16 protein-coding genes are annotated in these 21,932 nt (G+C 66.9%); 6 read left to right on the top strand and 10 right to left on the bottom strand.

Translation table 11 applies throughout. The features are described from left to right. Nucleotides 1-25: 25 nt before the first annotated feature. From RVX_RS08265 to RVX_RS08255, 3 genes are all read right to left on the bottom strand, one after another. Nucleotides 26-3,283, bottom strand: coding sequence for a CBS domain-containing protein (locus RVX_RS08265; protein ID WP_116305486.1), 3,258 nt, complete (start codon nucleotides 3,281-3,283; stop codon nucleotides 26-28). Nucleotides 3,284-3,321: 38 nt separating this feature from the next. Then, nucleotides 3,322-4,194 carry a site-specific tyrosine recombinase XerD gene (gene xerD, locus RVX_RS08260; protein WP_116305485.1) on the bottom strand — a complete coding sequence of 291 codons (873 nt, stop codon included), beginning with the start codon at nucleotides 4,192-4,194 and terminating at the stop codon, nucleotides 3,322-3,324. Between the two features lie 494 nt (nucleotides 4,195-4,688). After that, on the bottom strand, nucleotides 4,689-6,431 hold the full coding sequence (locus RVX_RS08255; RefSeq protein WP_116305484.1) for a methyl-accepting chemotaxis protein: 1,743 nt from the start codon (nucleotides 6,429-6,431) through the stop codon (nucleotides 4,689-4,691). Nucleotides 6,432-7,063: 632 nt separating this feature from the next. On the opposite strand from RVX_RS08255, the gene RVX_RS08250 reads away from it, so the two are divergent. From RVX_RS08250 to fsa, 4 genes are all read left to right on the top strand, one after another. Next, nucleotides 7,064-8,233 (top strand): LL-diaminopimelate aminotransferase, encoded by a 1,170-nt coding sequence (locus RVX_RS08250; RefSeq protein ID WP_116305483.1) that lies wholly within the window; start codon nucleotides 7,064-7,066, stop codon nucleotides 8,231-8,233. A 14-nt stretch (nucleotides 8,234-8,247) separates the two neighbouring features. Next, nucleotides 8,248-8,802 carry a 2-amino-4-hydroxy-6-hydroxymethyldihydropteridine diphosphokinase gene (folK, locus tag RVX_RS08245; protein WP_116305482.1) on the top strand — a complete coding sequence of 185 codons (555 nt, stop codon included), beginning with the start codon at nucleotides 8,248-8,250 and terminating at the stop codon, nucleotides 8,800-8,802. Between the two features lie 144 nt (nucleotides 8,803-8,946). Further along, complete coding sequence (locus tag RVX_RS08240) at nucleotides 8,947-9,243, top strand: transcriptional regulator (RefSeq protein WP_116305481.1); 297 nt, start codon at nucleotides 8,947-8,949, stop codon at nucleotides 9,241-9,243. Between the two features lie 216 nt (nucleotides 9,244-9,459). Then, nucleotides 9,460-10,104, top strand: a complete 645-nt coding sequence (gene fsa, locus RVX_RS08235) for a fructose-6-phosphate aldolase (protein WP_116305480.1) — start codon at nucleotides 9,460-9,462, stop codon at nucleotides 10,102-10,104. A 1,135-nt stretch (nucleotides 10,105-11,239) separates the two neighbouring features. On the opposite strand, the gene RVX_RS08230 is transcribed toward fsa, so the two are convergent. Genes RVX_RS08230 through msbA form a run of 3 tightly spaced genes read right to left on the bottom strand, consistent with a single transcriptional unit; the run spans nucleotide 11,240 to nucleotide 14,690 of the window. Continuing rightward, nucleotides 11,240-12,211 (bottom strand): lysophospholipid acyltransferase family protein, encoded by a 972-nt coding sequence (locus RVX_RS08230; protein ID WP_116305479.1) that lies wholly within the window; start codon nucleotides 12,209-12,211, stop codon nucleotides 11,240-11,242. Beyond that, the gene (locus RVX_RS08225; RefSeq protein ID WP_116305478.1) at nucleotides 12,208-12,873 is read right to left on the bottom strand and encodes a lysophospholipid acyltransferase family protein; all 666 of its coding nucleotides are present in this window, start codon (nucleotides 12,871-12,873) and stop codon (nucleotides 12,208-12,210) included. The genes RVX_RS08230 and RVX_RS08225 overlap by 4 nt, the downstream gene beginning before the upstream one ends. After that, nucleotides 12,870-14,690 (bottom strand): lipid A export permease/ATP-binding protein MsbA, encoded by a 1,821-nt coding sequence (gene msbA / locus RVX_RS08220; protein WP_116305477.1) that lies wholly within the window; start codon nucleotides 14,688-14,690, stop codon nucleotides 12,870-12,872. Before msbA ends, RVX_RS08225 begins: the two co-directional genes overlap by 4 nt. A 112-nt stretch (nucleotides 14,691-14,802) precedes the next feature. Here msbA and yedF point away from each other — a divergent pair, with 112 nt between their 5' ends. After that, nucleotides 14,803-15,432 carry a sulfurtransferase-like selenium metabolism protein YedF gene (gene yedF, locus RVX_RS08215; RefSeq protein WP_116305476.1) on the top strand — a complete coding sequence of 210 codons (630 nt, stop codon included), beginning with the start codon at nucleotides 14,803-14,805 and terminating at the stop codon, nucleotides 15,430-15,432. Nucleotides 15,433-15,905: 473 nt separating this feature from the next. Continuing rightward, nucleotides 15,906-16,661, top strand: coding sequence for a pseudouridine synthase (locus RVX_RS08210; RefSeq protein ID WP_116305475.1), 756 nt, complete (start codon nucleotides 15,906-15,908; stop codon nucleotides 16,659-16,661). 214 nt (nucleotides 16,662-16,875) lie between these two features. Here RVX_RS08210 and lolA read toward each other — a convergent pair whose 3' ends face one another. The 4 genes from lolA to RVX_RS08190 all read right to left on the bottom strand — a co-directional run bounded on the left by lolA (nucleotide 16,876) and on the right by RVX_RS08190 (nucleotide 21,723). Then, nucleotides 16,876-17,577, bottom strand: coding sequence for an outer membrane lipoprotein chaperone LolA (gene lolA, locus RVX_RS08205; protein WP_116305474.1), 702 nt, complete (start codon nucleotides 17,575-17,577; stop codon nucleotides 16,876-16,878). Between the two features lie 226 nt (nucleotides 17,578-17,803). After that, nucleotides 17,804-20,488: a DNA translocase FtsK gene (locus RVX_RS08200; protein ID WP_230404483.1), complete on the bottom strand. Its 2,685-nt coding sequence runs from the start codon at nucleotides 20,486-20,488 to the stop codon at nucleotides 17,804-17,806. 156 nt (nucleotides 20,489-20,644) lie between these two features. Continuing rightward, entirely contained in the window at nucleotides 20,645-21,202 is a 558-nt protein-coding gene (efp, locus tag RVX_RS08195; RefSeq protein WP_007521725.1) for an elongation factor P, read from the bottom strand. 38 nt (nucleotides 21,203-21,240) lie between these two features. Next, nucleotides 21,241-21,723 carry a type II 3-dehydroquinate dehydratase gene (locus tag RVX_RS08190; protein ID WP_116305473.1) on the bottom strand — a complete coding sequence of 161 codons (483 nt, stop codon included), beginning with the start codon at nucleotides 21,721-21,723 and terminating at the stop codon, nucleotides 21,241-21,243. Between the last annotated feature and the right edge of the window lie 209 nt (nucleotides 21,724-21,932).

Below are 21,932 nucleotides of genomic sequence, written 5' to 3'. Positions count from 1 at the left end.
ACATTTTGCCCTTGGGCAGGGGGCGTCATTTCGTGGCGGTGCCGTCCCTGGCCGGGGAAGCGCTGTTGTCCGGCCCGTCCGCGTCGTCCTCTCCACCCGTGGGGTCGGGCACGTCAGCCACACCGGACACGTCCGACGCATTTGCTGCATCCGACGTGCCAGACGCAGCCGATGTACCAGACGCATTCGGGCCGCTCCCCCCGTTTCGCGCGTCAATTCCGCCCGGCGCGTGCCGTCCGTTGTGCATGTCGCGCCATTCCGGCGGCCGGGAACGGCCGCGCGCCGCGCCTGCCTGGCCCTGCGCCACGCAGGCGGCTTCCGCGTCCTCGCCGTCGGCGCCCGCGCCACCAAGGGCAAGCGCCTCGCGCGCGGTTTCCTCGCGCAACAGTTCGTGCGCCAGGTCCAACTGCGCCGCGCGGGTGCGGGCCACCCCGTCCAGCTTGGCGGCCAGCACCCGGCGCAGCACCCGGCCGTAGGCCGGGCCCGCCGGAATGCCCATGGCCAGCAGGTCGTTGCCGGTGATGTCGGGCGCCTCGCCGCGCAGGCGGGTGAGGTAGTGCGAGATATGCTTGCGGGCGTCTTCGGTCTTGGCGCGGGCCATCAGGTACAGGATGCCTTCCGGCGCGATGGGCGAGAGCAGGTTGTTCAGGCCGCTCATGGAACCGTCGCGCTGCATCCACAGGTTGAGCAGGTTGTACGCCTCGCGCACGTTCTCGCGCAGGATAAGGAAGTCCTGGCGCACCTTGCGCGAGAAGGCCAGCCTGTCGGTGACGGCGGCCACGTCCAGGTATTTTCCGTTGCCGCACAGCCCCAGCAGGTAGAGCACCCATGGTTCAGGCGCGGGCGAAAGGTACAGCAGCCGGTACCAGTGCAGCACCCGTTCCAGTTCGGTCAGCACGTCCATTTTGGCCGGATTCAGCTTGAGCAGCGGGTGAACGAGGCGCAGGATGTCGAAGTCCTCCATGCGCCGGATGCACGGCAGGGGGGACTTTTCGTCGAAGATCAGCTTCAGTTCGTGGAACAGCCGCGCGCCGGACAGCTTGTCCACCATGCCCAGTTGCAGGGCGTTCTTGATGAGCCGCTCGGTCTGCGCGCCGATGCGGAAGTCGTAGCGCTTCTCGAAGCGGATGGCGCGCAGGATGCGGGTGGGGTCTTCCACGAACGACAGCGAGTGCAGCACGCGGATGGCCTTGTCCTTCATGTCGCGCTGCGCGCCGAAGAAGTCCACCAGTCGCCCGAAGTGGGCGGCATTGAGCTGCACGGCCTGGGCGTTGATGGTGAAGTCGCGCCGGTACAGGTCCATCTTTATGGATGACAACTCCACCGTGGGAAGGGCGGCCGGGTATTCATAGTATTCCAGGCGGGCCGTGGCCACGTCGATGCGCTGCTCCGGCCGGGCCGCAGCACGGTGTGCCGCCTCCGCCGTGGAATCGTCGGATGCCGCGCCCCCGGCGGGCGGGGTCTGCGGGGCGTGCTCGGACAGGGGGGCGGGGGGGGCGCCCTGGCCATCCCCTCCGTTGCGCTCGGCCAGGCCTTTGCCGCCGCGCGTCTTTTCCGATTCCCACGCCGGAAAGATGACCACGGCGGTCTTGAACTTGTGGTGCGCGCGCATGCGCCCGCCCAGTTCGTCGGCCAGGGCGCGGGCAAAGGCGATGCCGTCGCCTTCCACCACCACGTCAAGGTCAAGGTTCGGCCGTCCCAGCAATATGTCGCGCACGAAGCCGCCCACGGCGTACACCGGCACGCCCAGCCTGTCGCCCAGTTGGCCCGCCAGTTCCAGCAGGCGAAAGTGGGTGTCGGGCAGGCGTTCCTGCAACAGGGAGCGGATGTTCCTCTCCCGGCGCGATTCAGGCAGCAGCGTTTCGGGGATGCGGGCCGGTTCCTCGACCAGGGTGTTGATGAGGTCGGTGCGGGTGATGACCCCCACCACCTCGCCGGTCTCGTCGCCATCCTCGACGACAGTAGGGGCCGAGGCCGGGCGGTCGATGCCGTAGCTGCCCGCCAGATGCGGCGCGGCCACCCGGTCCACCACGGGCACCAGGCGCTGGCGCAGCCCCACGATGATTTCCATGACCTTGTACAGGTCTTCGTCCGGGGTCACGGTCTGCACGCGGCGCTGCATGTACTCGATGACGCCCATGTGCCCCAGCCCGTGCGATATGGCCCGCGCGGCGGTCTGCTGTTCCAGGTACCCCACGCACCGCCGGGTGCCCGCGGCGAACACGGGCACGGCCTTCAGGCCGTAGCGGGTCATGGTTTCCTCCGCGTCGGCGATGGAGCGGTCGTCGTCCACGCCCACCACCGGCGAGGACATAAGGTCGCGCACGCGCATCTGCGGGTTGACCGCCGAAAAAAGCAGGGCGAACAACTCGTCGCGTACCTGTTGCAAGGTCTTGTCCTTGACCGAGGCGGAGGCCGCGTAAGGGTGGCCGCCGCCGCCGAGCGATACGCACACCTGGGCCACGTCCACCTCGGGCAGGCGGCTGCGGGCCACCACCTGCACCCTGTCGCCCATGCGGCACAAGGCGAACAGCACCTTGATGTTCTCCATGTCCATCATCTTGTGGGCCAGCAGCGCAAAGTCGCCCATGTAGGTTTCCATGGACGCCTCGGCGATGGTCACCAGCGCGCCGTTGATGTCGTGGGTGGTGGCCGATTCGAGCAGGGCGTTCAGGATGCCCACCTGTTCGCTGGTCAGGTCGCGGGCGATGAGTTCGGCGATGGCGTTCAGGTCCATGCCCTGCGTCTTCAGCCAGCCCGCCGCGGCAAAGTCGTGCTCGGTGGTGGAGGCGAAGGAGAACGAGCCGGTGTCCTCGAAGATGCCGAGGCCGAGCATGGTGGCCTCGTCGCGCGTCAGGGTCAGCCCGCGTTCACGGATTTCGGCCACGATGATGGCCGTGGTGGAGCCCCACGGCAGCACGCGGGTGAATGCGGCGGGAATGTCCTCGTCGGTGTCGGGGTGGTGGTCCCAGAGATGCACGGTGACATCGGCGCGCGCCAGCACGGTGTGCACGTGGGGCACCCGAGAGTGCTGGCGGGTATCCACGATGACCAGGGTCTGCACGCTTTCGGGGTCGATGTCGCGCGCCTGCCGGAAATTGAACATGTAGGTGGCGCTTTCGATAAAGAAATTGCGCAGGGTGCGTTCCTGGCTGCCGGGAAACACCAGCACAGCGCCGGGGTACAGCTTGCCCGCCGCCACCATGGCGGCCAGGGCGTCGAAGTCTGCGTTGGCGTGGGCGGTGACCAGCACCGGCGCGGCTATCTTGGGGGGCTGCTGCATGCGTGGGTGTCCGTATGGCGGTGGCGCGCGGCGCGGTGTCAGGAGCGCGAGCGGGGGTGATGGGCGCGGTGCACCTGGCGCAGCCGGTCGGCCTGCACGTGGGTGTAGATTTCCGTGGCCGCGATGTCGGCGTGTCCCAGCAGCATCTGCACGGTGCGCAGGTCGGCCCCGCCGTCCAGCAGATGGGTGGCGAAGGAATGGCGGAAGGTGTGCGGCGAGATGTCTTTGCGGATGCCCGCCTCGGCCACGTGTCGCTTGACCACCTTCCACACCGCCTGGCGGGTCAGCCCCTTGCCCGAGCGGTTCAGGAACAGGGCGTCCTCCACCGGGCGGAAGGCGGGCCGCCAGTCGCGGATGTAGGCCGCCAGAAATTTCGCGGCCGTGTCATGCACCGGCACGATGCGTTCCTTGGACCCCTTGCCGAACACGCGCACGAGGCCGGTCATGGGATCGAAATCCAAAGGGCGCAGCCCGCACAGTTCGGAGACGCGCAGGCCCGAAGCGTACAGCAATTCCAGCATGGTGCGGTCGCGAAAGCCCAGGCGATCGGAAAGGTCCGGCCGGGCCAGCACGGCGGCCATTTCCTCGCGGATGAGCACGTCGGGCAGGGTGCGCGGCAGCTTGGGATTTTCCAGGTAGCGTAGCGGATCCGCCGTCAGTTGCCCCTCGGCCACGCCGTGGGCGAACAGCCCGCGCAGGGCCGAAAGGTGGCGGGACAGGGTGCGGCTGGTCAGGCCGCGCCGCCGCAGGTCCACGATGTACAGGAACAGGGTCTGTTCCGTGGCGGCCTCCAGCGCCATGCCGCCTTGCGCGAGAAATCCGGCGAAGTCGGCAAGGTCCGCCGCGTAGGCGGCCAGGGTGTTTTCCGCAAGGCCGCGCTCGATGAGCAGATATTCGAGGTACCCGTCCATGAGCGGATGGGTGGCGCGGGGCGTGCGCTCCGCCACGGGCCGCGCGGCCGGGGCGCGACCGGCCGGTTTGGCGGATTTGCTCGGCCTAGTCGGTTTGCCCGGCTTGGCCGGTTTGTCAGGTTGGGCGGTCACGGACGGTCCTGCGCCGCGCCGGGCGGGCGCGGTTTCGGCGGTGACGGGGGAACGGCGTGGGGGCATGGAGCTCTGGGTGCGCGGCGCGGTTGTGTCCGGCCCCGGCGGCCGTGCGCGGCACGCGGGGCGGACGGTATCCGATGCGGCATGGTACACGGGCACCCATCATGCGGCAAGAGCGGGGGGAGAACGCGTGACACGGCAGGGTGGCGGTGCTGCATGCGAAACGGGGCGCGCCGCGTGGCACGCCCCGTATGGGTGACATATAAGGAAGAGATGCGTGACGAGAGCCGCAGGGATGCCCCATGCAGGGGGGCGTGCGTTTTTCCCCGGTCCCGTGGCTCAGGGCTGTCGTGTCGGGGCTACCCCAGCTTCACGTCGGCGGCCAGCAGGGCCACCGGGTTTCCCGCGTCGTCCTCCATGGGCAGCGACACGGTGATGCACGGGGCGCCCGAGGCCTGCGAGACGTAGCTTTCCGAGATGTACAGGTCGCCGATGGCCATGGCCCCGGTGAACCACGGGCGCGACGACCAGTCCTTGCCGCAGGCCTGCGCGTCGGCCGGGGTGGCCAGTGCGGCCGGGGCGATGTTGGCGATGATCTGTCGCCCCTTGCCGTCGGTCATGTACAGCAGTTCAAGGTACGGGGCGGCGGCGATGACCTCGCGCAGCCGCCGCTCGATGCGCTCGCGCTGCATGGAGCGGATATCCGGCGCGTCGGCCAGCCCGCGCATGAGGGTTTGCACCGTGCCCTCGCCGATGACGTGGAACACCCGGTTCAGGGTGGCCAACCGGGCCATCTGCGCGGAAAGCGTGGCGATGTCGTCGTTGGCGCGGTGCATGCCGTCGGCCGTTTCGCGCGAGATGGCGTCCACCTGGGTGGTGATGCGGTTGATTTCCTCGCAGGTGGCGGCCTGCTGCTCCGCTGCGGTGGCGATGTTGCGCACCCCGTCGGAGGTCGCCTCCACGATGTGCACGATTTCGTCCAGCGCCGTGCCGGAATCCTCGGCCAGGCGGGTGGCCTCGTCCACCACGCGGGCGGCCTCGTCCATGTCGGCCAGGGTCTTGCGGGTGCCGCTCTGGATGGCGGTGATGACCTCGCCCACTTCGCGGGTGGCCTGCATGGTCTTTTCCGCCAGCTTGCGCACCTCGTCGGCCACCACGGCAAAGCCGCGCCCGGCGTCCCCGGCGCGGGCCGCCTCGATGGCGGCGTTCAGCGCCAGCAGGTTGGTCTGGTCGGCGATGTCGGTGATGACACCCATGACCTGCCCGATGGATTCGGCCCGGGTGCCCAGGTCGCCCATGACGCCGCGCAGGCCGGTGGTGTGCCCGTGCACGGCGGCGATGGACGCCACGGCCTTGCCCACCACGTCGCGCCCGGCCAGGGCCTTCTGGCGCGCGGTGTCGGCCTGGACGGCGGCGTCGCCCGCGTTGCGGGCCACGGCGGTGACCGTGGAGGTCATCTGCTCCATGGCCACGGCGGTGTCGCCAGCCAGCCGCCGCTGGTTGTCCGCCCCTGTGGATGCCCCGCCCGCCTCGGCCGCCAGGCGTGCGCCCGCCTCCTGCAACGAGGTGACGGCCCGGTCCAGGGTCCGGGCGGAATTGCGCATGGCCTGCCGGTTGGATGCCTCTGCCCGGTCACGCACCTGCGCGGCCTTGCGCCCGGCGGCGTCGGCCGAGTGCGAGCATGCGTCGGCCCGGGCGGTTTCCGCCACGCCGCGCTGTCGCGCGGCCTCCAGAAGCGCCACAAGGCGCGGCACATGACAGGCCAGCAAGATTGGCGCATCATCACCAGAATCTACGGCCTGGGCCACGGCGGCAACCCCGATCTTCCTGTCCCCGAAAGACAGCCCGCCTGAAGCGGCACGCCCGGTCTCTCCGGAACCTGTATCGTCACCACGCACTGCGGCGGCCAGCCGCGCGGCCTCGCGCAGCGCCGCGTGCACGCGCCATGCGTCGTACAGGCAGGCCAGGGACGCCAAGGCCCCGGCAACCACGATTCCGTATAGCGCCCAGTCCGCCGCTCCCAGCGCGAGCGCCATGCCCGCGCAGGCGAAAAGTGCCGCCAGCAGGCCCAATCCAGCCAAAGCCCGTGTCGCCGATGTCATGCGTCCCCCGCGTTGTCGTGAAGCCGTGTGTGGCGTCTGATGGAGCGTGTCGTTCGTTTTGTCGTTTTCGTTATGCCCGATGACATTTTTGACAACTAAAACTCAAGAAGTAGGGTAGGGTAGGATGTCCCTGCATATCCGCACCAGGCAACGCTCCCCCTTTCCCCGTCCCTTGCCAGGATACGTCCGGAACCGCGCCGCAACGGGATTTCCGGGGCTCGGGCGAGTGGAGGGGAGGGGGCCACCACCGCCCATCGCACCGCATGGGAGTGGGCAGGGTGGTGGTGCATGTGCGTGGCTACTGCAGGATGCATACCCCGAGCGTGGCGCTGCATCGGAGGAGAGGCCGGCAGGGGCGAGGGGGGGGCGGCGGATGGTGTCCCGCGCTTGATCCGCTTGGACAGCCGCCCGGAGAGCCGGTTCGTCAGGAGCCATTATCAATTGACAGGCCGGGCGGGGGGCCTGTAGATTTCGCGCAACCGGACGAAACCGGGTACGCGGTACCCGGACTGGCTTTACAAGGAACGGGCTTCTGGCAGAGCCCTCTTTTTTTACCGGCGCATGGGCGCGCCGCGCCGCATGGCGAAAGGCCGCGCCCGAGGGGATCGAAACCCGCAAGGAGAGGATTCGGAATGGCTGATTTCAAACTCGCGGACCGGCTGGCGACCCTGCCCCCGTACCTGTTCGCGGGCATCGACAAGGTCAAGGCCGAAGTTGCCGCCCGTGGCGTGGACATCATCAGCCTCGGCATCGGCGACCCCGACATGCCGACGCCCGACTTCATCATCGACGCCATGAAGAAGGCCGTGGAGCGCCCCGCCAACCACCAGTACCCCTCGTACGTGGGCATGCTGGAATTCCGGCAGGAAGTGGCCAACTGGTACGGCCGCCGATTTGGCGTCAGCCTTGACCCCAAGACCGAGGTCATCGGGCTCATCGGGTCCAAGGAAGGCATCGCCCATTTTCCGCTGGCCTTCGTGAACCCCGGCGACCTCGTGCTGGTGTGCACCCCCAACTACCCGGTGTACCACATCGCCACCGGCTTCGTGGGCGGCGAGGTGCAGTTCATCCCCCTGGTGGAGGAAAACGACTACCTGCCCGACCTCGACGCCATCCCCGCCGCCACCTGGGACCGGGCGAAGATGATCTTCGTCAACTATCCCAACAACCCCACGGCGGCCACGGCCCCGCGCGCGTTCTACGAAAAGCTCATCGGCATCTGCAAGAAGCACAACGTGATCATCGCGCACGACACGGCCTACACCGAGGTCTACTACGACGAGAATGACAAGCCCATGAGCATTCTCGAAGTGGAAGGGGCCAAGGACGTGACCATCGAGTTCCACTCGCTGTCCAAGACCTACAACATGACCGGCTGGCGTGTGGGCATGGCCGTGGGCAACGCCTCTCTGGTGGCGGGCCTTGGCAAGGTGAAGGAAAACGTGGACTCCGGCATCTTCCAGGCCGTGCAGGAAGCCTCCATCGTGGCCCTGCGCGACGGCGACGACTTCTGCCGCGAACTGCGCGCCATCTACCGCAAGCGCCGCGACGTGGTGGTGGCCGCCCTGAACAAGGTGGGCATCGCCTGCCGCGTGCCCACCGCCGCGTTCTACATCTGGGCCAAGGTGCCCGCCGGCTACGGTTCGTCCGCAGAATTCGTCACCGCCGTGCTGGAAAAGACCGGCGTGGTGCTGACCCCCGGCAACGGCTTCGGCACGCCGGGCGAAGGCTACTTCCGCATTTCGCTCACCGTGGGCACCGACCGCCTTGAGGAGGCCGTGTCACGCATCGCGAACCTGTAATCGCCTACGTCTGCCTGGGGTCCAACCTGCCCCCCCCCAACGTCCGAAAGGGCGTGCCGGGGGGCGACCCCGCCGACAATCTCGTCCGGGCAGTGGCGGCGCTTGCCGCCCTGCCCGGCATTGTCGTTGGCGCGGTGTCGTCCGTGTACCGCACCGAGCCGCAGGGCTACCGTGACCAGCCGTGGTTCGCCAACCAGGTGGCGCGGCTGGAATGCGGGCCGGGCGTGACGCCGGAAGGGCTGCTGGACGATCTGCTGGCCGTGGAGCGGGCCATGGGGCGTCGCCGGGCGTATTCTCCCGAGGATGGCCCAGGTGGGGTGGAAGGCGCGCCGGATGCGTCCCTGCGCTATGCCCCGCGCACCATCGACATCGACCTGCTGCTGTTCGGCGATGCGGTGCGCGACACCCCGCGCCTGACGTTGCCGCATCCGCGCATGCGCGAACGGGCCTTCGTGCTGGTGCCCCTGCACGAAATCGCCCCCGAACTCGCTTTCCCCGACGGGCAAAGTCTGATACACGCCCTGAAATCGCTGACGTTCACCCTGCACGAAGGGTGCATCGGCCAGTAGCGCGGGGCAGGCGAGAACCCGCGTCCGAGTCGGAATTTTCCAGGCTGGCCCGCGTATGGCCAGGTATGGACGGACTCGTTCCGACCGGTTCCGTCTCACCCCATCAACACCTCAAGGGCCGCAAGGTCCCAAAGGGAGTCTGGCATGCTCAAGTGGCTCGTGCTGATCGCGGCAGGCTATTTTCTCTATCGTCTCGTGACCAACGAGTCGCGCAAGAAGAGCAAGGACGACAAGAAGCAGAAGGAAGAAATGGTGGCAACCGGCGAAATGGTGCGCGACCCCGTGTGCGGCGCATACATCGACGCCAACGGCGGCGTCACCGTGCGCGACGGCGAGAAGACCTACCGTTTTTGCAGCTACGAATGCCGCGACACCTTCCTGAAGCAGTTGCAGGGCGGCGGTCGGGAAATTCCCGGGCACGAAGAAAAGGACGCCGATTAGCCGCAGCGTTTTTCCGGACGGTCGGTGGCCCCTTGCGCATCAGCCGCCTCACGGCCGCCTGCGCGGCCATGGCCGCCGACGGCGGCTATATCCCCGGATGTCGTTTTCTTCCGCATATCTTTTCGTGACGCCGCCGCATCCCGGCGGGGCATGTCCGGCTCATGTTCGGAACTGCGCCCCGGGCGTCGGCGGCCTGACGCAGGAGGCATCGGCCCCATGCAGTTTTTCCTGGATACGGCCAACATCGCCGAAATCCGCGCCGCCAGGGCCTGGGGGCTGCTGGACGGCGTGACCACAAATCCCACGCTGATGGCCCGCGAAGGCGGGGACTGGCGCGCGGTGATGCGCGACATCTGCCGCGAGGTGGAAGGCCCGGTGAGCCTGGAGGCCGTGGGCGAGACCGCCGACGAATTCATCGGCATGGGGCTCGACCTCATGCGCAACGGCCCCAACGTGGTGGTCAAGATTCCCATGACCCCCGAGGGGCTGAAGGCCGTGCGGGTGCTGAAGTCCAAGGGCGTGGACACCAACGTGACCCTGGTCTTCTCGCCCATGCAGGCCCTGCTGGCCGCCAAGGCCGGGGCCTCGTTCGTCTCGCCCTTTGTCGGCCGTCTGGACGGGCTGTCGCAGGACGGCATGCAGCTGGTGGCCGACATCATGGCCATCCTGCGCAATTATGCGATGGACGCGCGGGTCATCGTGGCCAGCGTGCGCCATCCGCGCCACGTGGCCGAGGCAGCCCTTATGGGAGCCCACGTCGCCACCGTGCCGTTCGCCGTGCTGCGCCAGATGTTCGACCACCCGCTGACCTCGGCCGGTCTCGAAACCTTCAATAAGGACTGGGCAGAGCTGAACGGGTAGCGCTCTGCCGTCGGCAGGGCCGTTGGCCGAAAAACTCGGCCTCACCGTGCCAATATTGGTTGTAAAACGGGCATCATCCCTGCGGATGGTGCCCGTTTTTGCGTCCCAGACCGGAAAATGCCCAAAATTCGTTTCTGCGGCGCGTACTGGGTGCGGGTGGATGTCGCCCCGTATTTTGAAAAAACGGGGCGCAAATCGGGAGCCTGACAAGTGGGATTTGAAACATTTTCGTGCGAAAACGCACAGACGCACGGAAAGCATCCACGAGTGAAACTTGGAACACGGGGTTGACGGGGGCAGAAGGAGTTGGAGCCGGACTCTGTAAAAGCTGCGCCGCAGGAAACGTGTCGCCAACCGGCCGCGTCAATGTCGAGTTCAAAGCAGGCAATGCGCACGCAGGAGATACGTCTGGTCGGATGATTGATCGGACATGGTGATTGGTCGCGGAGCGCAAGGTCCGAAACGGAAGGTCAGCTTGCTGCTGCCCGAGATGCGGCGGTGCACTGCAGGGGGTAAGGGATCAGGGGGGGGCACGGGGATGATGGCGCTTTCTGGGGGGAATGAGGTGCGCCCTCGACCCTTATCTGATCTTTTTAATGTCTCATAATGTAAATTATGTTAACTTTTTGAATGTGAGAAGTCTTTCATTTCGCATTGATACAAATTCATTATTTTTCGTGAAACAACCGGTGGCTTTTCGATGCTACCCACCCGAATCCATGGTTTGCATCGCCCCGGATATGCGCTCCAATCTGCGTCTGCCATGATGTTTGCCCCGGATATCTGGTATTCTAGGCCGCTCGCGCGGGATGTCGCAGCACGATATTTCGCGAGTTGATATCGAAATAATTGGTTGTGTCGGGGTGACAGCAGAATGCCCGACCAGTACCTGCTCACGATGCGAACTTGTCCCTGCCATGGGTGTTGTTGTGTGCGGACAAGGAAGTGTTAGCCGCCAAGGTTATCCGCAGGACCTGCCATCGCAGAAGTTGCTTTCAACGTTGATGCGATCGGCGTGCACGATGTCCACGCGCGCCCAAAAAGACCGCCGACGAACGCTTGCGCGTCATCGGCGGAGGCGGATCAATCGGTGTGAGTGGTCGATGGATACAGAGGCATGAGGCAGCAGGCGGAATCAGTCGTCCTGCTTGGGGCGGGTCTTCCAGCGCTTGTGCATCCAGAACCATTGTTCCGGATGTGCGCGTACGGCCTTTTCCACGGCCTGGGTGTAGAACCGGGCCACGGCTTCGACCTTGTCCGCCCTGTCGCCGCCAAGCGTGGCGGTGTCCAGCGGGTCGTCGATGTACAGGCGGTAGTGGTCGCTCTCGCGGATCATGAAGGCGGGCCACACTACCGCCTCGGCACGCACGGCCAGCAGGGCCGGCCCCATGTTCACGGCGGCTGTCTCGCTCAGGAACGGCAGGAAGATGGCTTCATCGCGGCGGCAGTTGTGGTCCACCAGAAAGCCGACACAGCCGTTGCGCTTCAGCCCCTTGAGCACGGTGAACACGGCGTTGCGGTGGTCCACCACCTGCAACCCGCGCGCGCCGCGCATGGCGAAGATGAAGTCGTTGATGGTGCGGTTGCTGTTGCGGCGCACCACCACCATGCGCGGTCGGTCCAGATGCCACTGGCCCATCAGCGAGGACATGAATTCCCATGCGCCGAGATGTCCGGTGGTCGCCACCATGGGGCGGTCGCTTTCGGCTATTTTGCGCAGCAGGTCGGGCCTGTCGATGATCAGGCGCGCGCCCGTATCTTCGAAGCCGAACCGGCCCACCAGCACGAGTTCCAGGAACGACCGGGCATTGTGGGCGAAACTTTCGCGCGCGATGCGGTTGGCCTCTTGCTGCGACACGCCGAGATGCTCGGCGATGGCGCGGGCCGCCAGACGTCGTCTGCCCGGCAGGCAATGCCACAGCAGCGCGCCCAGCGCGTTGCCGTATCGGGCGATGCCGTCGAATCCCCGCCCGGCCAGGGCGCGGCCCAACATGTGCAGCAGGCGCGCGGCCAGGCCCTCGGGGGCTGAGGGGGTATCACCGGGCGTGCCGGATTTGCCGGAGAGGGGTGGCACGGGAATGTCGTCGCGGGGGGCGGGGGTGGTCATCGCAACCTCTCAAGCCGGGCTTCAAGGTCCGCGCAGGCGGCGGCCAGGGTTGCTTCAGCACTCTGCCCGCCCTCTTCTCCTTCCATCGGGCTGGCTGCATCGACCGTATCCGGCAGCCGGTACGGCTCACCGAACACCACCCGCACGCGGGAAAACGGCAGGGGCAACTGAAAGCGGTCCCAGGCGCGCTCGAACACCTTGGCGCGTTCCATAAAAATACGCATGGGCACGATGGGGGCCTGTGCCCGCTGGGCCAGGAAGATGGCCCCCGGCTTGACCTTGTGGCGTGGGCCGCGCGGCCCGTCCACGGTTACGCACCCGCACAAGCCTTCCTTGCGCATCTGGCGGGCCGCGCTGATCAGCGCCTTGACCCCGCCGCGCGAACTGGAGCCCCGCGCAGTGCGCAGGCCCAGCCGTTGCAGCACCTGGGCCAGGTATTCGCCGTCGCGGCTTTGGCTGACCACGGTGACGATTTCAAGGTCGCGCCGCACGTGCATGAGCGGAAAGAGTTCGTCGTGCCACAGCGCGAAAACCATGGGGGTGCGGCCGTGCCACAGCGCGTCCACGGCGTCGCGCCCGGCCACGTCATAGCGCAGGGTGGCGCACCATGCGTTGTACAGCGCGTACAGCGGCGGCGCTACGAGCGAGGGCGGCAGCTTCACGCGGTGGCTCCGGCGGCGGGCAGCGCGGCCGCGCCCTGCTCTGCGCCCTCTGTGGCGAACTGCATGGCGTACAGCCGGGCGTACAGGGGGCAGCGGTCCAGCAGTTCCTCGTGCCGCCCGGCGTCCACGATGCGCCCCTGCTCCATGACTAGGATGCGGTCCGCCGAAAGGATGGTGGACAGCCGGTGGGCGATGACGATGCTGGTGCGGTTTTCCATCAGGTTGTCCAGCGCCTTCTGCACGATGCGCTCGGCTTCGGAATCCAGCGCGCTGGTGGCCTCGTCCAGGATCAGCAGCGGCGCGTCCTTCATGATGGCTCGGGCGATGGTCAGGCGCTGCTTCTGTCCGCCGGAGACCTTCACGCCGCGCTCGCCAAGCACGGTGTCGTACCCTTCGGGCATCGCGGCAATGAATTCTTCTGCGTAGGCAGAACGCGCGGCCTCGCGCACGGCCGTTTCCGCCGCCTGGCCAGTGAGGCCGTAGGTGATGTTGTCGCGCACGGAAAGGTTGAACAGAAAGGCGTCCTGCGAAACCATGGCCACGTTGCGGCGCAGCGTGGGCAGGGTGTAGTCGGAGACGGGGCGGCCGTTCAGGATGATGGCCCCCTGCTGCGGCTCGTAGAAACGGGGAATGAGGTTCACGAAGGTGCTCTTGCCCGCGCCGCTGGGGCCCACGATGGCCACCCGCTCGCCCGCTTTCACCGTAAGGCTCACGTTGTCCAGCGCGGGAGCGGACTTGCCGCCATAGGTGAAGGTGACGCCCTCGAAGCGCAGTTCGCGGAAAGGCTCGTCGAAGGGAACGTCGCCCCCCTGCTCCACCACCAGGTTCGGCGCATCAAGGATGTCGAACACCCGCTCGGCCCCGGCCAGGGCGCGCTGCACATCCATGTTGGCGGAGTTCAGCGACTTGACCGGGTCATACAGCATGGCCAGTGCGGCCACGAACGAGAAGAACGTGCCCGCCGTGGTCTCGCCTGCGATGACCTCGCGCCCGCCGAACCAGATGACCAGGCCGATGCCGATGGCCCCGATCAGTTCCATGACCGGCGAAGAAAGTTCGGACACGCTTGCCTGCTTCAGGTACAGCCGGGCCAGGCGCTCGTTTTCGTCGTCAAAGCGGCGCGCCTCGTGACGTTCCGTGGCGAAGGCCTTCACCACCCGAATGCCGCTGAACACTTCCTGCAACACCACTGAAATATCCGCCAGTTTCGACTGGTTGCGGCGGCCGTATTTGCGCAGCTTGCGGCCGAACCACACCAGCGGGTACAGGGCCAGCGGCAGCACCAGCACCGCCCATACCGCCAGGTGCGGGTTCTGGTAGAACACCACGCCCACCAGGCCGAGCATGGTCAGGAGTTGCCGCACCATCATCACGATGGACGGCAGGCTGTTGCGGATCATGGTCACGTCGCTGATGATGCGCGACATGAGCATGCCCACCTGCGTGTCCTCGTAGAACTGCAGCGGCAGAAAGATCATCTTGTCGTAGAGTTCCGAGCGCAGCTTTTCCAGCACGCGCAGCCCGCTGAAGTGCATGTAGTAGTTCTGTACGTAACGGCCCACGCCTTTCACCAGCGTGAGCACGAAGAACAGCAACGGCACATACAGCAGCGCCTGCTCATCCTTGTTGATGAAGATTTCGTCCAGGGCGGGTTTGACCAGCCAGGCCGTGCCCGCCGTGGTCAGGGACACCAGCCCCATGCCCAGCATGGAGATGAAGATCTGCCATTTGTAGGGGCGGAAATACTTCAAGCATCGCTTGAGCAGGTGCACGCTCTGGCCCTGCGTCGGATGGTCGTTCTTTTTGGCGTCTGCCATGTGGTGTGGCGTCTTCTATTTATTTTATGAATATGTTTTTATGAAACGCGCGGATGTTTTCGATTTGACCGGGCCGCGCGGTGTGGTGTTCCCTCTGAAAAGGAGGCTCACCATGCCAGAAATCGAACTGAACTGCCAGAATCTTCCCTGCCCCCAGCCCGTGCTGCGCTGCAAGCGCTGCCTTGACGAGCAGTCGCCCGCCTCGCTGGTGGTGGTCGTCGATAACGATGCCGCGCGCGAAAACGTGACGCGTTTCCTGTCTACCCAGGGCTACGCCGTGCAGGCCGAGGATGCCGGTGGCGGTCTGTGGCGGTTGCGCGGCGTGAAGGGCGAGGCCCCGGCCCCTGCAGCCGACGACTGCGAGGTCTGCGAGGTGATGACCGAAGAGCAACTGCGCCGCATGGGCGAGAAGGTCGTGGTCTTCCTGACCTCCGACGTCATCGGCGCGGGCGACGACGCCCTGGGCGCAAAGTTGATGCAGAACTTTCTGGCCACGCTGCCGGAAATGGGCGCGGAACTGTGGCGTATCGTCATGCTGAACGGCGCTGTGCGCCTTTCGGCGGCGGACAGCCCCGCCCTGCCCCACCTGAAGCGCCTGGAGGCAGCAGGGGCCACCGTGCTGGTGTGCGGCACCTGCCTTGACCATTTCGGGCTTCTGGAGCAAAAGGCCGTGGGGCAGACCACCAACATGCTCGACGTGGTCACCAGCCTGCAACTCGCCACCAAGATCATCCGGCCGTAACCGGCCAGACGTGCGGCAGGCCGGGGACGCGGATTGCGTTTCTCGGCAGCCCGCAGCCTCTCGTGTCCGGGATGCCGTCCGGCGCGCTGCCGAAAGGGTGCGTCGGACGGTTTTCTTTGCGGGGCGACCGGGATAGACTGACCCACGTGGGCGGTCTGCATGCCTGATGTGCCGCCTTGCCCGTTCTGCCCGTAATTTTTTGCCCGCCGGTTCTCCCGGCCCGGAACTCCATGACCCAGCGCCGTCCGTCGTCACCGCCCAGGCCCGCATCCCGTCCGTCGCAGCGCGCCAAGGGGCACGCCGCAGCCCCCGCCCGATCCGGCGGTTCGCCCCGCCCTGGCCGCCCGCGTGCCCCGGAGGACGCACGGCCCGACGAGCGGCATGCGGGCCGAGGAGAGCGTGGCGACACGAAGGGCCACGGACCCGAAGCGGATACTCCAGGCGCGCATGCCGGGGCTGCGGCCGAGTCGGTCATGCAGCCCGGAGAGGTGCGCCTGAACAAGGCCATTGCCGGGGCGGGCGTGTGCTCGCGGCGGCAGGCCGACGACCTCATACTGCAAGGGGTTGTGCGGGTCAACGATGCCGTGGTGGACACCCCCGGCGCACGGGTGGTGCCGGGGCGCGACCGCATCGAGGTACGCGGCCAACTGCTGGAACTGGACGCCGCGCCCGCCACGTTCACCTACGTGATGCTGCACAAGCCGGTGCAGGTGGTGTCCACCGTGCGCGACCCGCAGGGGCGGCCCACGGTGCTCGGCATCCTGCCGCCGGACCTGCGCGGCGGGCGGCTGTACCCGGTGGGCAGGCTGGACTATTTTTCCGAGGGGCTGCTCATCCTTACCGATGACGGCGACCTGACCAACCGGCTCACCCACCCCCGCTATCACCTGCCCAAGGTCTACATGGTCAAGGTGCGCGGCCACGTGACCGAGGCGTCCCTTGCGCCCATGCGCGAGGGCATGACCCTGGCCGAAGGCGAACGGCTGGCCCCGGTGGACGTGCGCCTGCTTCAGTCAGACCGGCAGGCCAGTCTCATCGAGATGACCCTGCATCAGGGCGTGAACCGCCAGATTCGCCGGATGTGCCGTGACCTCGGCCTGACCGTGTTGCTGCTGCGCCGCGTCCGCCAGGGACCGCTGGAGTTGGGCGAGTTGCCCAAGGGGACGGCGCGCCGCCTGACCGCCAACGAGGTGGCGGCACTGCGCCGCGCCGCCGGGCTGGAAGCGTAAGTTTCTTCCTGTTCCTGGCCTTGGATGCAGACAACGCCTCTCGCGGCTGTGCGGGAGGCGTTGTCGTTTTTGAACTTCAAGTTCAACTTGAAGCAGGACGGCGTGGCGCCCGCAAGGAGGAGGGGCCAGCTTCTGCTGGCAACATGTCCTCTGGTATTCAGCCGGAAGGGGTGGCGATGCCTGTAGCCGTCAGCGGCCTCATGCACCGCGCGGCCTAATTGAACAGCTGCTTCTCGGGCGAGCCCTGCCTGGTCCGGTCTTCCACATCCACCCCCTTGGGCGGCGCGAAGCGGAAGGCGCTGTCCTGCACTCCGGCGTCGGTGGCAAGGCTGTTCAGGGTAATGTCGTTTTCGTTGCCGTAGAAGTCGATGATCTTGGCCCGGCGGATGAGGTTGGTGGCCGGGTCCACCCACAGGAAAGCTTCGGTGAGCTGGGGGGTGGGCTCCTTGGGGTACATGTGCAGGCGGGCCATGCCGCTGTCGTCGGCTTCCTCGGCCACGTCGAAGTCCTGCTCCAGTCTGGCCTGGCCGGTGATGACCTTGATGATGGAGCGCGAATCCTGCACCAGTTCCACGGGGTACTTGTAGGCCACCTCTTCGTCCGGCAGGAAGTTCCAGATTTCGCTGGCCGTCACCACCAGCAGTTCGGCATGGGGGGCCTTGGTCTCCCAGCGCACCAGCAGCGGCTTGCGGAATTGCAGGGTGCCTTGCCGGGTTTCCTTGGCGCCGCTTTCGCGGTGCAGCAGCACCTGGGTGAAGTCCGCCTTGAGGGTGGTGGTGGCGTCGTAGCGTTGTTGCAGCCGGTTGGTCAGTTCCCCGGCGGCCTGGGCCGGGGCGGCCGCCAGCAGCGCGGCAAGGCAGAGCGCGCCAAGCCCGCAGAGGCGGGCCAATACACGGAGAGAAAGGGGACGCTTCACGGAATTCTCCTGTGAGGGATTGCTTGTCGGGATGGAGTGGCTTCAGGGCGCGGCCTTGCGGCGGTGCCCCGCAGGGGGAGACATGGCAAGGCGCGCATGGCCGGGCCATGGGGGCTGCGCTAGCAGGACTGCCCGGCCGCGTCAACTCGCGGCGCGCCTTGACCCGTGGCGGGAAAGGGTACGGGGGCGGAGGGCGATGGTCCTGTCCCCTGCCCCGCGCCGCCCGCTACCTGATGACCATGCGCGGCTTGCTGCCGTCCGAAGGACCGATGATGCCGTCGTGCTCCATCTGCTCCACGTAGCGCGCCGCCCGGTTGAACCCGATGCGGAAGCGCCGCTGGATTTGCGAGATGGACGCCTTGCCCTGTCCGATGACGAATTCCACGGCCTCGGCGTACATGGGGTCGTCCGAAAGGTCGCCCCCGCCGTTGCCGTTGGGGCCGTCACCCGTACCGTCGTTGCCCCATTCGGCGAAGTCCACCGAGTAGTTGGGGGCCTGCTGGCGCTTCCAGAACTCCACCACGGCGGCCACGTCGTCGTCGCCCACGAAGGCCCCGTGCAGCCGTTGCAGTTTGCTGCCGCTGGGCTTGAAGAGCATGTCGCCCTTGCCCAGCAGATGTTCCGCGCCCACGGTGTCGAGAATGGTGCGCGAATCGTGCTTGGAGGTGACCTGGAACGAGATGCGGCACGGGAAGTTGGCCTTGATGAGCCCGGTCACCACGTCCACGCTGGGGCGCTGGGTGGCCAGGATCATGTGGATGCCTGCGGCGCGCGCCAACTGGGCCAGGCGCACGATGCTGGTTTCAACTTCCTTGGCGGCGGTGAGCATGAGGTCGGCCAGTTCGTCGATGACGATGACCAGGTACGGCATGCGCTCCAGGTCGGACAGTTCCGGCGGCAGGTCCGCGCCAAGGTCGGCCAGCTTCTGGTTGTACCCGGCGATGTTGCGCACGGCCAGGCGCGCCATGGCCTGGTAACGGCGGTCCATTTCCTGCACGGCCCAGTCCAGCGCGTTCTTGGCCAGGGCCATCTCGGTGACCACCGGGTGCACCAGGTGCGGCAGGTCGGCGTATACGGCAAGTTCGATGCGCTTGGGGTCCACCAGCAGCAGTTGCACGTCTTCTGGGCGCGCCTTGTACAAAAAGCTGAGCAGAATGGAGTTCAGGCACACGCTCTTGCCCGCGCCGGTGGCCCCGGCCACCAGCAGGTGGGGCATGCGGGCCAGGTCCGCCACGGTGGCGTTGCCCGCGATGTCCTTGCCGATGGCCATGGTGAGCATGGACGGGGCCGAGCGGAAGGTGTCCGAGGCCAGCAGTTCCTTGAAGCACACGTTTTCGCGCGCCTCGTTGGGAATTTCTATGCCCACGGTGTCCGTGCCGGGGATGGGGGCCTGGATGCGCACGGCTATGGCTTTGAGCGCCAGCGCCAGGTCGTCGCTGAGGTTGGCGATGCGGCTCACCTTCACGCCGGGGGCCGGGCGCACCTCGAACATGGTGACCACCGGGCCGGGGGTGATGCGGGTCAGCTCGCCCTGCACGCCGAAGTCGGCCAGGCAGGTGATGACGCTTTGTCCCTTGGCCTCCAGCATCTGCCGGGCGGGCTTGGCGTCGCCACCCGCCACGGAGTGCAGCAGGTCCAGGCCGGGCAGCTTGCTGCGGGCCTTGCGGGGGCGGGCGGGCTTCGACGGTGCGGCAGGTTGCCCTTCGCGGGCCGGATCGTCGCCAAAAGCGCCTTCCAGCCAGGTGGGGCCTGCTTCTCCGGCGGCGTAATCCACCAGGTCTTCGGGCAGACCGCCCGCAAGTTCGTCGCTCATGAGATCGTCGTCAAGGCCCATGGAGCCCGGCCCGAAGTCCCCCTCCGCGAAGGGATTGCCGACGCTGGCGGGCGCACCCTTGCCTCGTGTGCCGCCAGCCACGGCATCGGCACTGCCCCGGCCCGGCCGACCGTTCTGCAGCGCGGCGTCGTGAACCGCGTGGGCGTAAGCGTCGTCGTCTTCCAGAATATGGGCGGAAGCATCCAGCCCGGCATCTTGCGGGCGGTACGGCCGGGGCGTGCCCTGCACGTTGCGCCCCGCGGGCAGCGACGCGGGAGTGACGTCGAGCACCTGGCCCTGCCTCCCCCCCCGCTTGCGGTTCCACAGGAACAGGAACACACCCATGCCGGGCAGGCGCAGCCAGCGCGAGGGGCGATTTGCCCCTGCCGTTGCCGCGTGATCGGGCAGCGGCTCGTCCGCAGCGACGATCACCGGGCGGGTCGGGACAGGTGCCGCCACGTTGCGAGGCGCGGCGATTTCCAGTTTTGCCGAGGGCTTTGCCTTTGGCGTCAATCCTTCACGCAGCCCTTCAAGAATGCGTCGCCCCATGGCCGCCCAGGAAAGGCCCAGCACCAACTGCACCGAGATCAGGAACAGGAACAGCCACACCAGCGCGGAGCCGCGCGGGCTGAAGTAGCGGGCCGCGAAATTGTGCAGCACCACGCCGAAAAAGCCGCCGCCGCCCACGTCGCCGATGGCCAGGTTCCAGCCCGCGCCCATGGTGGCCACGCACGCGCCGAGCAGTATCAGCCCCATCCAGCGCCACCACGGCACGTCGAAGGGGATGACCACATAGCGCGCGCCAAGGCCCATGAAGCCCAGCGGCCACAGGAACGAGGAAAAGCCGAACAGGTCCACCAGGATGCCGCCAAGGTACGAGCCGAACAGCCCGGCGCTGTTGCGCACTTGCGCGGCGTTGCTGACCACGTGGTTCAGGCTGGGGTCGCGGGCGTCGAACGTGGCGAGGCTGAGCAAGAGCAGCAGCCCCCAGAAGATGAGGAAGAGCCCGAAGAGTTCGCGGGCCAGTTTGTTGCCGTCCGTGGCGGCACCCTCCCAGATTGTCGCGGAATGCGTGGTGCGTGCGGGGCGGCCCCGCAAGGAAAAGGGATATGACCGTATCGGCCATATCCCTTACCGTACTCGAGGATTCCCGTCCACACGGCCTCGCCGCTCCGGTCTGAACCGTCTGGCCCAGCATGTCTGGTCCAATCCGGTCTGCCGGTTTCGTGAACGGTGTCTGTGCGCGTGACCGGGCTATTCGCGGCCCAGATAGTCGCGGGTGCGGGTGTCGACCTTCACGCGGTCGCCAATGTTCACGAAGATCGGCACGCCGATGACAATGCCGGTTTCCAGCGTGGCGGGCTTGGTCACGTTGCTCACCGTGTCGCCCTTGGCGCCGGGCTCTGTGTCGGTCACTTCCAGCACCAGGGACACGGGCAGGTCGATGTCCAGCGGTTTGCCGTTGTACAGCAGCACGCGCACCTGCTGGGCTTCCTTCAGGAAGCCGGCCTTGCCGTCGGTGGAGTCCTCGGCGATGTGCAGCTGCTCGTAGGTGGTCAGGTCCATGAACACGAGGTCGTCGCCTTCACGGTACAGGTACTGCATTTCGCGGGTTTCCATGTCGGGGCGGCCCACCTTTTCGCCGGAGCGGAAGGTGTTGTCCACCACGCGGTCGTTCAGCAGGTTGCGCAGCTTGGTGCGCACCATGGCCCCGCCCTTGCCGGGCTTGAAATGCTGGAACTCGACGATTTCGAAGGGGGTGCCGTCGATTTCGATCTTCAGGCCCTTCCTGAAATCGGTGGTCGAATACATGAAGCCTCCGGGGTGATGTTCTGATTGAATATGCGGCGCTACACCGGGGTCGTTGCGGGCGATTGCCGGGCGTCCAGATGCAGGACCAGCGACTGCACGGCCAGTGCATAGCTGGTGATGCCGAACCCGGCCACGACGCCGATGACGTGGCGGCCGATGTAGCTCTTCTGGCGCAGCGGTTCCGACCGGGCCAGCACGTTGCTGAGATGCACCTCGACGCAGGGCAGGCCGATCCAGGCCAGGCAGTCGGCCAGGGCAAGGCTGGTGTGGGTGTACGCGCCCGCGTTCAGCGCCACGCCGTCCACGCCGTCGCGCCGGGCCTGCTCCAGCCGGTCGATGAGCGCGCCTTCGCCGTTGGTCTGGAAGAACTCCAGTTCCACCTCGCGGGCCCGCGCACCCAGCACCTGGGCCACCAGGCCGGGCACGGCGTCCATGCCCGAGCTGCCGTAGATGTCGGGCTGGCGCACGCCCAGCGCCCCCAGGTTGGGGCCGTTCAGCACCAGTATGCGGTAGCGGGCCATGCGGCGTCCTTCCGGTTGGCGGTTGGCATGTTCGGATGAAGGCGGGGGGCGGCACGGCGGCCGGGCTGGACACCATGCGCCCGCATCGGGTAACAGGATATTTTTTCCCAACGGCGGTCTCTTGTCAACACCAAGCCGCAGCCGCCCCGCCGTCCCGGCGTTTTCCCCCCGGCGCTGCTTGCCCGGACATACCCCAAAGCAATACGGCG

It is taken from the genome of Nitratidesulfovibrio sp. HK-II, assembly GCF_003402415.2.
In the GTDB taxonomy this organism is placed as follows: Bacteria; Desulfobacterota; Desulfovibrionia; order Desulfovibrionales; family Desulfovibrionaceae; genus Cupidesulfovibrio.
The sequence above is the reverse complement of the archived record's forward strand: the minus strand, read 5'-3'. Positions and strand labels throughout refer to the sequence as shown.

Bases quoted from the DNA above. Each gene is read 5' to 3' on its own strand.
- RVX_RS08265 (WP_116305486.1), bottom strand. From the start codon at position 3,283: ATGCAGCAGCCCCCCAAGATAGCCGCGCCGGTGCTGGTCACCGCCCAC.
- xerD (WP_116305485.1), bottom strand. From the start codon at position 4,194: ATGGACGGGTACCTCGAATATCTGCTCATCGAGCGCGGCCTTGCGGAA.
- RVX_RS08255 (WP_116305484.1), bottom strand. From the start codon at position 6,431: ATGACATCGGCGACACGGGCTTTGGCTGGATTGGGCCTGCTGGCGGCA.
- RVX_RS08250 (WP_116305483.1), top strand. From the start codon at position 7,064: ATGGCTGATTTCAAACTCGCGGACCGGCTGGCGACCCTGCCCCCGTAC.
- RVX_RS08240 (WP_116305481.1), top strand. From the start codon at position 8,947: ATGCTCAAGTGGCTCGTGCTGATCGCGGCAGGCTATTTTCTCTATCGT.
- fsa (WP_116305480.1), top strand. From the start codon at position 9,460: ATGCAGTTTTTCCTGGATACGGCCAACATCGCCGAAATCCGCGCCGCC.
- RVX_RS08230 (WP_116305479.1), bottom strand. From the start codon at position 12,211: ATGACCACCCCCGCCCCCCGCGACGACATTCCCGTGCCACCCCTCTCC.
- msbA (WP_116305477.1), bottom strand. From the start codon at position 14,690: ATGGCAGACGCCAAAAAGAACGACCATCCGACGCAGGGCCAGAGCGTG.
- yedF (WP_116305476.1), top strand. From the start codon at position 14,803: ATGCCAGAAATCGAACTGAACTGCCAGAATCTTCCCTGCCCCCAGCCC.
- RVX_RS08210 (WP_116305475.1), top strand. From the start codon at position 15,906: ATGCAGCCCGGAGAGGTGCGCCTGAACAAGGCCATTGCCGGGGCGGGC.
- efp (WP_007521725.1), bottom strand. From the start codon at position 21,202: ATGTATTCGACCACCGATTTCAGGAAGGGCCTGAAGATCGAAATCGAC.
- RVX_RS08190 (WP_116305473.1), bottom strand. From the start codon at position 21,723: ATGGCCCGCTACCGCATACTGGTGCTGAACGGCCCCAACCTGGGGGCG.